The sequence below is a fragment of the Streptomyces sp. TRM68416 genome, from assembly GCF_014596915.1.
GTDB lineage: Bacteria > Actinomycetota > Actinomycetes > Streptomycetales > Streptomycetaceae > Streptomyces.
Genome location: NZ_JACVWU010000011.1, coordinates 1 through 14,233, shown reverse-complemented (window position 1 = coordinate 14,233; position 14,233 = coordinate 1). Strand labels below are relative to the sequence as shown.

The 14,233-nt window shown below is 65.8% G+C and carries 9 protein-coding genes; 7 read left to right on the top strand and 2 right to left on the bottom strand.

Features of this window, described 5'->3' with window-relative positions:
* The first annotated feature begins 260 nt into the window (after positions 1–260).
* Positions 261–719, top strand: coding sequence for a hypothetical protein (locus ICC28_RS18710; RefSeq protein WP_188289754.1), 459 nt, complete (start codon positions 261–263; stop codon positions 717–719).
* A 12-nt stretch (positions 720–731) separates the two neighbouring features.
* Positions 732–1,442 (top strand): hypothetical protein, encoded by a 711-nt coding sequence (locus ICC28_RS18705; RefSeq protein ID WP_188289753.1) that lies wholly within the window; start codon positions 732–734, stop codon positions 1,440–1,442.
* Between the two features lie 2 nt (positions 1,443–1,444).
* Here ICC28_RS18705 and ICC28_RS18700 read toward each other — a convergent pair whose 3' ends face one another.
* Positions 1,445–2,296: a hypothetical protein gene (locus ICC28_RS18700; RefSeq protein WP_188289752.1), complete on the bottom strand. Its 852-nt coding sequence runs from the start codon at positions 2,294–2,296 to the stop codon at positions 1,445–1,447.
* A complete protein-coding gene (locus tag ICC28_RS18695; protein ID WP_188289751.1) occupies positions 2,199–8,486 on the bottom strand; it encodes an ATP-binding protein in 6,288 nt (2,095 codons plus the stop codon). Before ICC28_RS18695 ends, ICC28_RS18700 begins: the two co-directional genes overlap by 98 nt.
* 291 nt (positions 8,487–8,777) lie before the next feature.
* Here ICC28_RS18695 and ICC28_RS18690 point away from each other — a divergent pair, with 291 nt between their 5' ends.
* From ICC28_RS18690 to ICC28_RS40630, 5 genes are all read left to right on the top strand, one after another.
* Positions 8,778–9,545, top strand: coding sequence for a transposase (locus ICC28_RS18690; protein WP_188289750.1), 768 nt, complete (start codon positions 8,778–8,780; stop codon positions 9,543–9,545).
* 646 nt (positions 9,546–10,191) lie between these two features.
* Complete coding sequence (locus tag ICC28_RS18685; RefSeq protein ID WP_188289749.1) at positions 10,192–10,635, top strand: hypothetical protein; 444 nt, start codon at positions 10,192–10,194, stop codon at positions 10,633–10,635.
* Between the two features lie 71 nt (positions 10,636–10,706).
* On the top strand, positions 10,707–12,722 hold the full coding sequence (locus ICC28_RS18680) for a hypothetical protein (RefSeq protein WP_188289748.1): 2,016 nt from the start codon (positions 10,707–10,709) through the stop codon (positions 12,720–12,722).
* 3 nt (positions 12,723–12,725) lie between these two features.
* Entirely contained in the window at positions 12,726–13,493 is a 768-nt protein-coding gene (locus ICC28_RS18675; RefSeq protein WP_188289747.1) for a hypothetical protein, read from the top strand.
* A gap of 330 nt (positions 13,494–13,823) precedes the next feature.
* Positions 13,824–14,233, top strand: a 410-nt coding sequence (locus ICC28_RS40630) for a hypothetical protein (protein WP_223189079.1), incomplete at its 3' end; no start/stop codon positions are given.

Sequence of the window (14,233 nt, the reverse complement as noted above, 5' to 3'; positions counted from 1 at the left end):
CGCCGCAGGCCAGGCCTGGTGGTGTGCGACGCCCCAAAACGCGGCAGCCCTGAACCCCAAACGCCTTTGCAGTGTTTTCGCAGCTCATGACGGGTGCACAGGGTGCAGTGCAGCGCCCGAATTCAGTGCAACCTGTGCGCGCCGGCGGGAGCAGACGAGCCACGGTGCGCGGCGCGCATCTGGCACTGCCCGAGTGAACCTGTCACCCATGGGACGGCATCCAGATTGCTACTTGAGTAGCTAGACGGCAGCCTGACCACATGGCAACCTCCCACGCCCCGTCGGTCGCCGACCGCCGTGCCCTCCTGCTCCTCCTGGACGACCAGAATCGCCTGATGTTGTGCGGCGGATGCTGCGGTGGCTGGACGGTCCCGCAGGCGCTGCTCGCTGCTGGCACCGATTTCAAGGACGGAGCCGCTCAGTATCTCGCTGAGCGATTTCACATCGAGAATCCTCACTTCGGATCCCTCTACGGCGTTCACGAAACACGGGAGTCCGACTGCTGGGAACATGACCAGCGAACCGTTTCCCGCGTTTTCATCGTGAGGATCAGCGCGGAAGAATCGGACGCTTTTCAGGCAATGTCTCCTTCACACGCCCGGTGGAAAGTCAGCCAGCTCAAAACTCGCCACCGAGATGTCTCACCTGAAGGCGTGGCGCTTCTGGTCTCCGGATACGTGGAAGGTTGGCTTCCCGACGGCCCGATCTCGCTCTACTGATCTGGAGTCCCCATGCCTCTGCACGCAATTGAGATCATCCTGACCCGGACCGTACGCGGAGTCGAACTGAAGGTCGCGCGGCGGATCAGCGGTATGCCGATGGCATCGTCGCACGACGGGAAGAGCATCGCCGTTCTCGTGTCGGCGCGAGACGAGGAGCTTGCCATCAGGAAGGTGTGGAGACGTCTGCAAGACTCCCTTCCCATTGACGTACTGTGCACGCTTTTCCCTGGACCAGACGGAATACTGCGGATGAGTATTCCGTTCACCTACGGGGTCAAGAGACGAATCCGCTCATGGGCGAGAGCGGCAGGGAAGAGTCCGGAGGAGTTTTTGAGCACGGCGGTCAAAGAAGCGCTGGCCCGCGATCGTTCAACTGATGCAGCAAGTCAAGATTGTGCACTCAACTTTCTATTGCACAGCTGCACATGGCTAGATTTACCGCTTGAAATCACCGACCGTCTCGCGGTGTCAAGACTACCTCTTCCCTTGGAGAACCTTGTCCGGAGGATCTCCACGTCAGGCAGTCGTCTCGCTATCACCGGCGACGCTGGCCCCATCGCTACGTTGGTCAGCGAGCAAGAACTGAAGCGGCTCGATGACCTGCTCGCCATTACCGAAGGCGAGCGTGGAGAGCGCGACAACGTATCCGGGGCCCGAGGACACAAGTCAACGCCAGAGAAATGTGCAGGCGAATCGCCTCATGTTGAGGAGCCACCTTGACCTCAGCCCTCTTCAATTCCAGGCTCACTGTCGGTGGGCGGAGCCTGCGAGCTCGCAGCTTCGCCGTCTCGGCTTTCATCAGGTACAGGTCCATTGACGATTGGGGCATTGGTCTTGGAGGTTTGCACCAAGTCGAGGACGGCATCACGGTACGCGTCAGCGAGCTTGACCAACGGGTGTGCGTCGGCACCCTCGGCGACTGCGTCAGCATCATGGTCTTCCTCCTCCTCGACATCCATGTCGAGGAGCGCGTACAAGTGGTCCAGGTGCAGCAACGCGTCCAGGCGCCTAGGTTTTCCGGCGGCCCGCCGGAGCATGACGGCCTCGTCTTCAGTGAGGTGGTCACCGTACGCGTCGAGCCACCCCTGCTCGATGTCCACGGAGGCATCACCGGTGGCCAGGTCGACAAGCGCAGCGAGGACGTGGTGATGGATGTCGTGGAGCCGTGCCGGGACGGTACGGCGGTACCACTCGTCGGCATCGAGGGAGGGCAGCCCATCCAGGAGCCTGGCCGTCTCGGCCGCCTGGGGTGGTGGCCACCCGCTGGGCCAGTCGGAGCGCGCGTGCCAGAGCTGCAAGATGGCCTCTCGTGCCTTGGCCTCACAGGCATCGGCATCAGGCGCGTTGGCCGCCTGTGCCTGATCGGCGGCTTCAATGAGACGGGCGGTGTGGTGGGCAAGCCAGCGAGTCAGCGTGTTGTTGGTGCGTTCTTCGCCGAGTTCGGTGAGAATGCGTTCCCCGAGGGCGGCGACAGAGTCAACTGGCGGTGACTCGGCCGGCGGCGTCGACGAGGTAGATCCTGCTTCTGGGGGCTCGATAGCCGCTGTCGGCGGCGTCTGATCGGTATCGTCCAATCTGGACCTCCACAATGAGGTTGGTACCGGCGTGAGCGAGATGGTTCAGCAGCGCTGTGCGGTCGACGTGGACGCGATATCCGCGTGACGTGGCTTGGCGTTCGTCGCTGTTGTAGTCAGGGTCCGCCCACTGTTCTGCGCGGGCGACGGTCGCTCCGTCCTGCGTGACCAAGGTGAAGCCGTGTGGGCCAGTGGTTGCCCGGGCAGCGTCACGAAACCTGCGACCGGGCAAGGGAAGCATGGCTTGCATCCCGTGCGCATACGGATCGTGTTCGGCGAGCGTCTCTCTCGGGTCATTCGGGTCGGCGAGCCATCCGCGCAGATCAAAGGCGCCGTGGCCGACCTCGAACCGCTCCTCGCCTTCGGCGGGCAGCTTCCAGTCGTGCGGATCCGATGCCGAAGCAAGAGCGCGCTGGAGGTCTCCGGCATGGTCAGGTGCCACAAGGGCCGACCAAACACGGATTTCCTCACGGCCTTCGGGCCTATGCTGCGTCACGCTGCTAGCAACCAAGGCGCTATCAGGCAGGTCTCCGTTCACGAGCCTAAGCACTCGGTCGTACGCAGCTGGTTCTGGGGCAGTCTGGTCGCCGTCAGGAAATGTAAGCGGGCCGAAAAGCTCAGGCTCAACGGGAACAGGAACGCCCAAGTCTCCGAGCCAGGGCCCAGCAGGAGGAAGGTGCCGCGCAATCCACTCCTCCCATGGATCGCCCTCGTCCGAGTCCCACGCTCCGACCCGTACTGGACGTCCCGTATCCGCGAGCTCGCCGGCTGCAGTCATCATGGCGTGATACTCAAGGTAGAGCCGCAAGCTCTCCTCCCGGGGAATCACCCCCTGCCTGTGGCTCATTCGCCCCGCAGTTCTTTCGCTGCGCAGTTCACGCTTGTCGGTCCACCAGTCCTGCTGGCTGAGCCCCCACTTGTCGAGGATCCACGGCTCGGCGACCTTGGAAATGGTGTCAACGGGAACGTCGAAGACGCTGGCGAGCGGGCTGTACCAGTACGGCAGCGTGTCCATCTGATCGAAGTCGTAGCGGCGGTCAGTCGAGCCGCGGCGGTCATGGTGCCCGTTCTGACGTTTCCGGTCCGCGTAACAGCGGTCCGGCTGATTCGCCAGGCCTAGAACGTCTGTGTCCAGCCCACCTGGTGACGCAAGGTCGAGAGCCGCTTGGCGGGCAAGTTCCCTGATCTGAGCGTGCGGCAAGTCTGAACTTGTCGCATGGCGCACCAGGTCAGCCCTGTGCGGGGCGAGGATCGCGGGGCGCTCGGCAGCGATTCTTCGTAGCGCGACGAGCAGTCCTGCGCTCGCCGACAGCCGGTAGAAGTGCAGGTCCCGGTCGCGATATGGCCCTGTATCGCTGAGGTCAAGGCACTGCACAAGTTGGGTGGCGAGTGGGGCGGCAGCAGGAACGTCTGGGTGGGTGAGCAGATCCCTGGTCGCGTACGCGGCACGCCAACGGATGTCGCGGCGTGGGTGTCCGAAGGCACTCCACAACAGCATGGGCACTGGCTCCAACGGAGTCGATGGAGCTGGGTCAACGACCGGGGCTTCCTCGCTGATGCGGTCGTCGAGCAGACCGAGCAGCGCTTCGGCAGCGGAAGCAGGTTCACAGAGCCGGCCCAGCAGGGAGGCGATGTTCTGCCATCCGTATGCGGTGAGGCGCGTGCGGGCTTGCGGAAGGCCAAGCAGTATGGCATTGCGGATCATGCCGTCGCTTCCGAAGGCGCGGAATTTGCGGATGATCCCGTCAACGTCGTTATGCCACGCAAGGTCGGGCAGGAACCTGGCAACCAACGAAGGCAGCGCGGACTCCGCCCACGCAGCAAGACCAGGCCAGCCCCGCCAGCCGTCCAAGCGGTCAGCGAGCACGGTCATCACGGTGGCAGCGTCCGGGCCGGACAACGCCCCGACGGCCTCGAGGACTTGGACGCGCTCATCCATCGGAGCATGGCGCACAACAGTGCTGATGAACCCATTCAACTCGTCGCCGTACACGTGCGCGGACCGCAGAGCAGTGACATCTTCTGGGAGCGTCCGCCAACCACGAGAGGCAGGGTCCGCGAGCAGGGCGGAGGTCTCTGGTGTCGTCTCGTCGCCGTACCAGCGACGGCTGGTGGGCATGGCGTCCGACTCGTTCGAGTCAGACGTGCTTTCGATGGCGAGTACGGGATCGAGTACCGACCGGATCGTCCCTTCAAGCCCTCGTTCCGCAGCTGCTTCGAAAAGCTGCCTCGCGAGTGCTGGCTGGTCACGGGCAGGTGCCCTCCGACGCAGTGAGCTGGCCGCTCTGGTCAGCACCGTACGAGCGGATGCATAGCCTGCGGCGCCGGTAGTGGTCAAGTGCAGCGCGACGTCGATCTGGTACGTCAAGCGACGCCTGTCGTCGTCGATGAGGTGGTCCAAGCAAAGGGCCTGCCATGCCGGCACAGCACCGGTGCTGACCGCGCCTGTCAGGGCTCCCGGAAGGCTCGCGGCGAGTGGCAGCCGGTCCTCGTCGTCCCAGCGGCTTGCGGCGGCCATTCCCGTGGCGGCGTCGAGCCTGGCAGCAGCGGCGACTATCGCCTCGTAAGGGATGACGTTCGTGTCGGTGACATGCGGTGCCACGGCCTCGGCGACACGGATCAGGCGTGCGGCGACGGCAGCACACCGTGCAGGCTCGACGGTGGCGCGCTGTGCCAGGTCTGCATGGACGGAAAGCAGACGAGCGGCGTCATCGTTGATGCCAGTGGCCGCATCAACCGCTTGGTCAAAAAGATGCTTGCCCAAGGATGGAGCGACCGTAGCTGCGATGGCCGAGCTGCGCGCGAGCAGCTCCAACCGGTCGGAGGCAGAGTACGGCTGCGCACGCGCGTGCTCTGCGGCGCGCATGCACAAGGCGGCTGCGCGTTCCTCATGGCCGCCGTGTCGGCTGAGGACATCGGCCATGTCCAGCCAGAGCTCGGGCGAACCGTCTCGAATAAGCTCCAGGGCTGAGTCTGCCAGCCGGTCCAGAAGCTCAGGCGAAGCATTTGTATCAATCACCGCTTTGGTTACAAGTGTGGCCCAGGGCCGGTAGGACCGGTCGAAGGTGAACCAGCGGTATCTCTTGCGCTCGGCATGGCCGGCGAAGACCGGCTCGCAGAACTCCGAGACTTCGGCACTGCCTGCTTGGCCGACCGCAGTGCGGGCGAGGAGGACCACGGCCCCAGCAAGCGGATCCACGACCTCACGCCACTGAACACGCTCATGTTCACGAGGATCCACAGCGCGGCCCCCGTCCGCCTGCCGTGCGCGCAGTGACTGCGGGACGAGCTCGCCGACATTCAAGTCGGTTCCCGCTAGAACAGCGGCTGCGGCATGGCAGCGCAAGGCGAGGACTCCCTCCGCGGACTCAGTGGTGAATGACCACCGGTAGGCGGGCAGTTCGTGGGGCGACCAATGCCGCGCCAAGGCAGCCGCTGTGTCCCCGTTGCCGTGGCGAATCACGGCGTCCAGCACTTCCAGATGCCAACGCTGGAGTTCGGGAGCTGCGACAGCAAGGAGCCCCTGGGCCACCTCATCGACCCATACAGGATCGGGAGCCGTGGACGATGACACCGCGTGCGCGAGAAATGGAGCCTGGGCAGCAGGCGGAACGCTATTGGCGCGCAGCACGTCCCGAGCCTCATCCGGGGAGATCTCACCCGCCAGGCGGGCTGCGAGAGCTGCCGTGACATCGTGCACGAAGGAAGTGGGGCGCCATCGGCGCAGTTCGTCGACTGCCCCGGCGACACCATCGAGCCGGTAGCGGGCTTCCGCAGCGGCGGCAACATCGTCGACGTCGACAGTCCAGTGCGCACTCTCCCCGTTGCGCCCATCCTTCCAGCGCCGCAGCCAAGCCTCGGCGTTGTCGAGCGCGGCACGTGCCTCAGTGTGGCGCTCGGGATCTCTCGACAGCGCACCCGCGATCCTCATCTGGACGGGACCGAGCCAGGTTCTGTGACTCTGTCGGAGCGCGTAAGCATGGAGGAGTTCAACGTCCACGTATTGCGCGACCAAGTCGAGGTGGGATTCGACTAGCCGGGAGAGTGTGTCGGAACGCGAGGCGGTGTCGCATCCGCGAGCAGCCACGCGAACGGCCGCAACCGCGCTGCCCGTCCGGGCGGCGGCGCGCGCTGCCAGGTCGAGTCGACGGCCCTGTACTTGCTCGCGACGAAACCCGTCGGCGATTCCCGCGGGAGTGTCCTCGTCCAGCACGAGCTGAAGCAGCTCATCGAGGCGATCAGCTGCGAACAGGTGGTCGGCGACGTGCGCCGCCGCGTCCGGGTCAGCCGCGCGCGAGGCCAGGAACATGTCCGCGAGCCGGTGATGCGCGGCAACCACATCAGAAGGACTCACACGGCCGCGGACATAGGTTTCGAAGTCCTCGTCGCGGAACTGGACCAGGTCGTCAACGACTTTGACCCCCGGTACAAGGCCTCCAGCGAATGCGGAGACAGCTGCCATGTCGACGTCGAGCGCGGCTGCCAGGGTAGCGATGCTCACAGGGCGCGCCAGGGCGAGCATGAGCGCGAGCCATCGCTGCCCGCCCGCATCGGCGCCACTGACCTGCAACGCGGAGCTGACCAGGTCTGCGAAGAGCGGCTCGGGAGTCCGCTCGCATTCCTCCAACAGAGCTGGCACGTCCAGCCCATTCGCATCGGCCTGCGCCAACGCGTAGAACTGCGACCGGGGATTGCCTCCCGTTCGGGTATGAAACTCGCCTGCCTCAGTGTCGGAGGCTGCTGCCCGATGCCTACGCAGGTGCAGCGCAGACGTCGGTGCGTCGAAAGGAGAGATCTCCACTGTTTCTGCAGGATCTGCACCCAGCGAGGGCACACGGTGACTTCGCGCCGTGAGAACCAGCACCACCCGCTCTGGCAGAGGAAGGCGAACGAGGCCCGACAGGAATCCTCGGTCTCCACGCTCGTCAGCGGCGACCACCGCGTTGTCCGCCGCATCCACCGCCACGACCAGCACGGCTCCAGGGGCAAGCGAGCCAGAAGCGCGCTCCAGGGTCCTGTTTAGCCACCGCCACAGATCCTCCTCCACCTGGGGCGGCTGGATGAGCAAGGGAGTTCCGCACTGCTGGGCCAGCTCATTGACCACCTGAGTCACGAACCGTCGGGGCGTGTGCCGCTCCTCACCCGAGCTCAAGTAGTCGCCGCCGCCATAACAATCGAAGAGCACAAGGGCGGAGCCCTCAGGAAGGTGATCTCCCATTTGCCGCAGAGTCGTCGTCTTTCCGGCGCCAGCCTCGCCGTGCGCGACCACATGCTCGCCCAGGTGCTCCAGTGCCGTCTCAGCGAGATCGCGAGCGCTTGGTGCGGGAAGCGGGTCGGGAACATCCGGAAGTCGGGATGGTGCGGGGTAGAGGTCGACCACCTCGGGTGCGCCGAGCGTGACAAGCACGTCGTCCACGGTAATTCCGTCCCGGCTCGCCTCGGGAAGGGCCTGTCTTCGGACGAGGTCGAAGAGACGCAGCGCGGAGTCCGGACCGTGACCCGGCGTCAGCTCACTGGCACCAGCACGCACTGCACGCGCCAGGGTCGCCCGGTCCATCATGCCTGTCTGGGACAGATCCAGAACGGTCAGAAACCGGCAGAACTCGCTGCTGGACAGTCGGCCGCCCACGGCGGTCGACAATTGCCGAATCACAGCCCCTTGCTCGCCAGGCAGTTCCCTGAGAAGTGCTGCTCGCTGGACCTCTCCGTCCTGTGCTCGTACCCACTCCTCTGCGGCTTTGACGCTTGCCAGCAGGTGAGGGTCGCCTGGGCAGTTGCTTACCAAGGCAATCCGGGACTTCCCGACGGCTTCAGTCCCATGGTCGTCACGCAGCCGCCGATAGGCATCCGCGAGATCAGCAACAACAGAACGGGGAGCGGTCGCAGGCCCGTTCTCAGTACGACGGCTGCGCCGCTCACAGAGACGAGAAGCCGTCCACGGCTGGTCAGGGTGACGGGTGCTGTACTTGAGCTGCGACATCACAAGGGTGTGCGCGTCCCTGACATCGCTCCCGCCGTAGTACTCCGCGACATCGACGGTTTCGTATTTCTCGTCAGGGTCATCGACCCTGGCGAGTCCCTCCAAGCTGACCCGGCAAAGATCAGAATTTGGATTCAGTAGTTCGAGCGCGCGGCTGGCAGCCCACCAGAAGTGAAACTCGTCTCCGGCGTTTGACTCCGGTGCCCCCATGCGCTCTCCTCTCATGGCATCGGCCCCCGAGCGCCATGGGCACCCACGATATCCCGCCATTAGGTGCTTCTCACGACCGGACGTTAACCATCGAGCCTTCAAAAGCACCACGCTGTTCAGGTCCCAGCCTCGGAATGGGAGCAGTATCTGCGGGTTCTGCACCATTGGCCCCGAAGGTCCCGAGCTGAGCGCGACGCACGCTGGTCCGGTACAGGAGTCGACCCAAGGCCCTGATGCGTTCGGCTAGAGGTTGTCCCGTAACTGGTGGGGCGGTTGATGCGTTGGCTGGGTATGGGTGGGGTGATCTCAGCGGATGATCCGAAGTGGATCGAGCCGTTCTCCGGGCTGACCGAGTCGCAATTCACCAGGGTGGTGGCGTTGGTGCGGCGTCGCGGTGGTGACGTTCGGCGCGGCCGTCCCTGGCGGCTGCCGCTGGAGAACCGGGTGTTGCTGGTGGCGACGTACTGGCGCACGAACCTGATATTGCGGCAGGTGGCGCCGCTGTTCGGGGTCTCGAAGTCTGCGGCCGACCGCATCCTCGATCACCTGGCGCCCTTGCTGGCCATCTCGCCGGCCCGCCGGCCACGCAAAGACACCGTCTACATCGTCGACGGGACCCTGGCGCCCACCCGTGATCGCAGCGATTCCGCCTCCAGCAAGAACTATCGGTACTCGACGAACGTGCAGGTCGTGATCGACGCCAACAGCCGCGTGGTGGTGGCGATCGGCCTGCCGCTGCCCGGCAGCCGCAACGACTGCCGGGCGTACACGGAGTCCGGCATCGACCGGGCCTGCCGCGGCGCACCGACCATCGCCGACGGCGGATACCAGGGCACCGGCCTGCTCATCCCGCACCGCAAACGACGTGGTCAGACACGCCTCAGCCCACAGCAGGAAGCGGAGAATGCCGTCCACCGCCGTGCGCGGGCCCGGGTGGAACACGCCCTGTCGCGGTTGAAAAACTGGAAGATCCTGCGGGACTGCCAGCTCAAGGGCCACGGCGTTCACCAGGCCATGCTCGGCATCGCCCGGCTCCACAACCTGGCCCTCACCGGATAACTCACACCTCATACGGGACAACCTCTAGCCACAGGGAACCGACCCCGTCTCGACCGGCGGCCGTCCCCGTGGTGTACGCCGACTGCCCTCGCGACGCCGACCTGTGCTGACCGGAGTCTGAGTGGGACGCGTCCTTGGCCAGTGCGGCGCGGATGGCGCACAGGGCAGGTATCTGCACCTCCCAGGAGAGGACACCGGGCCAGGGCGGCACTCCCACGAAATCGAACGACACCTAGAGGTTGGATCACCCCAGAAGCCCGCGCAGTGAACGATGCCCCTAGGCGGCCGGACCACGCCGTCCTGGTCGATGACGAGGGCGGTCCCTTCATCACCGCGCGTATACCGGACTCACTCTGCTCACACCACCATGCTCTACCCACTTCCGGACAATCACCCAAAGTGACACTTTGGCCAAGTTACGCCGTAGCTGAGACCTGAACTGCCGCCCACCCTGGGGTCCACGGACCTTTTCTCAGCGCAGCACTTCGCGACTCGGATCCGAACCGGCCGGATCCGTCCGTCTGATACTTTCCGATTCCGGTATGTGGCAAATATTTTCGATTGCCACCTCTCACGACGACATCCACCCTGATGTGTCGAATATGCCGCCGACCCCTGCACGCCTCGCCGGGCAGGGGAATCGACTATGGGGGACGCGTTGGACATCATGCAGGTCGCGGGTGTGGGAGCTGCTGCTCTCGTCACCGAGATGGTCAGGACCACCTGGGACTCGGCGCGGGGTGCTGTGGCCCGCATCCTTCGTCGAGATGGCGAGCAGGGTGCCGGGCAGGTACTGCAACTGATCGACACGGCACGGCAGCAACTCGTCGACAGCCCCGAAAGTGAACGTGGGGCGGTGGAGGAGCGGCTGCGCCGTGACCTGCTGATCCAGTTGGCGGCCTTCATCCAGAGGCATCCGGACGCGGCGCAAGAGCTTCAGGAGTTGGCCGACAAGGTCCAAGGAGACGACGAGGGTTCCGGCGCGCGGACGAGCGTGCACCACAACACCAACAGCCAGGTCGTCATCGCCGGCGGTGCCATCAACGCCTCGGGCGGCTTCCACTACGGGACGCCGGAGGGAGGCCGGTGAACGAGGAGACTTTCCCGGGCCCTGTCCCGCCTCCGCCACCCGCTCCTCCCTTCACCGTCCCGGTGCCCGGCATGCGGGTGGACGTAGGCAACAACCAGAACTCGAAGATCATTGTGGCCGCCGGCTCCGTCACCATGACGAGCAAGCCGCAGCTGCCCGTGACCGATATTCCGCAGGCCGATCTCGACGTCGTACGCCTCGCCTGGGTAGGCCTGAGCTCGCGGGACGAGGAGGTGCGGACGGCGAGGGAAGCCATCGATCGTCTCACCGGAGGTGGGCCTCGACTGGCCGTCGTCGCTGGGCCGGGCGGCTACGGCAAACGGACTGCCGGCATCAAAGCCTTGTGGGAGATCTCCCAGAAGGAACAGGCGTCTCCTGGTAAGCCGCTGGCCCTACGGGAGATCCGTCCCGACTGGGAGAAGCCCCGCTCCCCGGACATCTCTGTATTGCCCGATGAGCCGGGCACGGGATATCTGCTGGACGTGGCTGCGGAGATCAGTTCGTGGCACAACGCGGGCAACTTCGCGGAGCAGCTGGTGAGTTATGCCGAGGGACTGCTCTATGTGGGCTCGTATCTGGTCGTGATCGCCGACGAGCACGGGTGGCCCGAAGCCGCCTCCGGAACGCTGGCCCGGGTCGTCGCCCGTGCAACGACCAGGCCCTGCGCCCAACGAGTGGCACGGACACACCTGGAGTACGTGCATCGCAAGCCGGATCGGCTCCGCTGGCTGAACACGGCTTCCTCCGGGACCGGTCTGGTCGGCGAGGCCGCGCATCTGCTGACCGATGGCAGCCGTCCCGCGGATGGCTCCCGCCTGGCTGACAAGCTCGCCTCCGCAGAGGACTCCGCCGAGGGGTTGAAGGCGGCCCTCAGCGCCTTCCAGGAGTGGCGGTCCGACGTCCAAAAGGTGTTCGCCGAGACGGAGGACAAGCCGGAGGACCGCGCCCTGCTCGTCTCGACCCTGTTCCTCAACAACAAGGACGCGCTGACCATCCAGGACGGCTCCAGGATGCTCCTGGATGAGCCTCGGGAGACCAGCGTCCGGACGATCCTGACCGGACCCGATCTGACCACCCGGCTCAAGGCCTTGGGCGCGAAAGTAACCGGGCGGACCGTCACGCTCGACCACAAGCGTGGCTACGCTCGTGCCGTCCTGCTTCATCTCTGGCAACAACGCGCGGACATCCACCTGCCATTGCTGGCCTGGCTCGACACCATCACGTCGCCCAAAGGGCCGGGCGCCGATCGACTCGCCCCCATCGGCGACCTCCTGGTCGAGCTGGCGGTCGCGGAGAGCGACATCCGCGTCATCAAGCAGATCCACGCCTGGATCGACAACGGCGACAACAGCCCCGAGCACTGGGAGCTGATCGCTCGCGTCCTCACGGTCGCCGCCGAGGCGGACACCCTGGGCGCCGAGGTCCGTGCCTTGTTGCTGGACTCGGCACAAGAGACCTCGGAAGCCGTGGCGACCGTCGTCGCTCTGGTCTGCCAGGGCGAATTCGCGGACCACTACCCCCGCCAGGCCCTCGTCCGCCTGCGGCACATTCTCGACCGGCCCCACCCCGGTGGCGCCGTACTCGTGGCCCAGCGGGCGCTGCGAGACATCGCCGCGCGCGACGGTCAACTGCCCCGCGTGTGGAGCACCATCATCAAGTGGGCCACCGAGAAGAAGCACCTGGCCGGCCACCGGGCCTTCCTCTCACTCCTGGATCCACGGGTTGACCCGTACGTCCTGCAGGTGATGCTGGCGGCCGCGGAGCAGAAGGACGACGTCAAAGAGGCGCTCATCCAGGGCTGGAATGTGGCGCTGGCCGACAACCGGGTCGACGCGGAGTGCCGGGAGCTGCTGACCGCCTGGGCGCAGTTCCGGCAGGTGGCAGAAGTGTCGCGCGAGCTCGTGACGGAGATCCTCAACGAAATCGTCGTGCAGCACCTGTACTCCACGCCGATCTCGGCGCTCATCTTCGGCGAACCCGGCGTGGCCAACGACGAGGCCGTGATCGAGCTGCGCAAGGACCTCAGACTGCCCGCGGCGCTGTCGGCCGCACGGTTCGATCACGAGCCCGCACCCGTGGAGTCCTGAACCGTGGCCTCCTCAGCCTGGTCGCGCCGCCGTACGCGTAAGGCAGTGCGGCGCGGCCTGACCAACTTCGAGGTTCGGCTGCGCAGTTCGCGTGCGGGGATCGGCTTCGCCGCCCGCATCACGGCCACGGTCCTCACCGAACCGCCGTACCCGGCCACGAGCGAAGAGATCGCAGCGGCCGTCCGTGCGATCCTCCGGAAGGCGGCAGCCGATGTCGCGGTGACGTGCGATCCTGCCGACCTCGCCACCGCGCGGGATGTCGTCGGGGAACACCTGCGCGGCAAGCGCTCGCTGTCCACAGATCCGCCTGTCGACTTCCGGGCCTCGCTCGCGCTCGATCTGCCCCCCGATGACCAGGCCGCCGTCGTCGCTCTGCTGGCCGCGCAGCGACAGCAGGCCATGACCGACATCCTGCGCCGGCAGGCGGCCGAAGCGATCGCCGCCGAACTCGCAGACCCCGTGGCCCTGTTGCTGCGATGGGTCGAGAGGGACGACGCGGACTGGTCCAAGCTCTCCACCGTGCTCGGCGACGCGCACAAGGTGGCGGAGGTGTTCGCCCGGTACCGGCCTGAGCACGAGCGGACGGTCGAGCATCAGGCTCTTGAGGTACTGCGCGAATTCCTGGCCAGCTTCCCCGAGCCCAGTCAGAAAAGCATGCTCTACACGCTGCTGGCCGCGGGCATGGCGAGCGCCCAGCGCCCTCAGCACGCCTTGAAGGCACAGGCGTTGCTCAACGGGCACACGTCGTCCGTTCCGGCAGGTGACGCGTGACCGGCCCGGGGGCTCCTCGCCCTGTGCACGAGATGGCGGTATGCCGGTGAGCACTCTTGTACTGCGGTGGCTGCTGTCGCCGCGGACCAGTTGGCATGCGTGGCGCCTGGTGCAGGCCAGTAACGGCACCGTCTCCTTCGATACCGCGTGGCGGCGGACGCGAGTGGAAAGGCACCCTGGGGAAAGGCCCTACCAGGAGTACGGCCACCGCTCTCCTGGCGACCCGGCGCCCCGTAGCGGCCTGCCTCCGCACGCAGCTCGCCCGTCCGACGGCGAGCGGTGAGCTCGCGCCACACAGCCCGCCCAGGCACAAGCAAGCAAAATGGCCGTATGCAAGAACCTCATGTCAGAAGCGGGACGCCTGCTCGGCACCTACCGGATCGACTGTGCGCAGTCGGTCCCGGCTGGCACCCGCTGCTGCTGCGGCTGCATGAGCGACTCCTCGCCGTTGAGACGGACTATCGAATCGAGGACCTGAAGGAAAAGCTCGGCGAGGTCCGGGTCCATGTCACGACGCCTTCTGCCACTGCGCGCTCAGAGATGCGCGGCCTCATCACTGAGGCCGAGAAGCAGTCCGCGACCATCTGTGACTTCTGTGGGGAGCCCGGGCGCCGCAGGAGACGCAACGATGGAGCCGCGGGCTGGATCAAAACGGTCTGTGACAGCTGCCACGCCGCGTGGTCTCAACACACGATCTTGATCATCAACGGGGTGGTGCGGCATCGCCTCCCGAGAAGCCT

Excerpts from the sequence above, each read along its gene's own strand:
- ICC28_RS18705 (WP_188289753.1), top strand. The coding sequence starts at position 732 with ATGCCTCTGCACGCAATTGAGATCATCCTGACCCGGACCGTACGCGGA.
- ICC28_RS18690 (WP_188289750.1), top strand. The coding sequence starts at position 8,778 with ATGGGTGGGGTGATCTCAGCGGATGATCCGAAGTGGATCGAGCCGTTC.
- ICC28_RS18680 (WP_188289748.1), top strand. The coding sequence starts at position 10,707 with ATGCGGGTGGACGTAGGCAACAACCAGAACTCGAAGATCATTGTGGCC.
- ICC28_RS18710 (WP_188289754.1), top strand. The coding sequence starts at position 261 with ATGGCAACCTCCCACGCCCCGTCGGTCGCCGACCGCCGTGCCCTCCTG.
- ICC28_RS18685 (WP_188289749.1), top strand. The coding sequence starts at position 10,192 with ATGGGGGACGCGTTGGACATCATGCAGGTCGCGGGTGTGGGAGCTGCT.
- ICC28_RS18695 (WP_188289751.1), bottom strand. The coding sequence starts at position 8,486 with ATGGGGGCACCGGAGTCAAACGCCGGAGACGAGTTTCACTTCTGGTGG.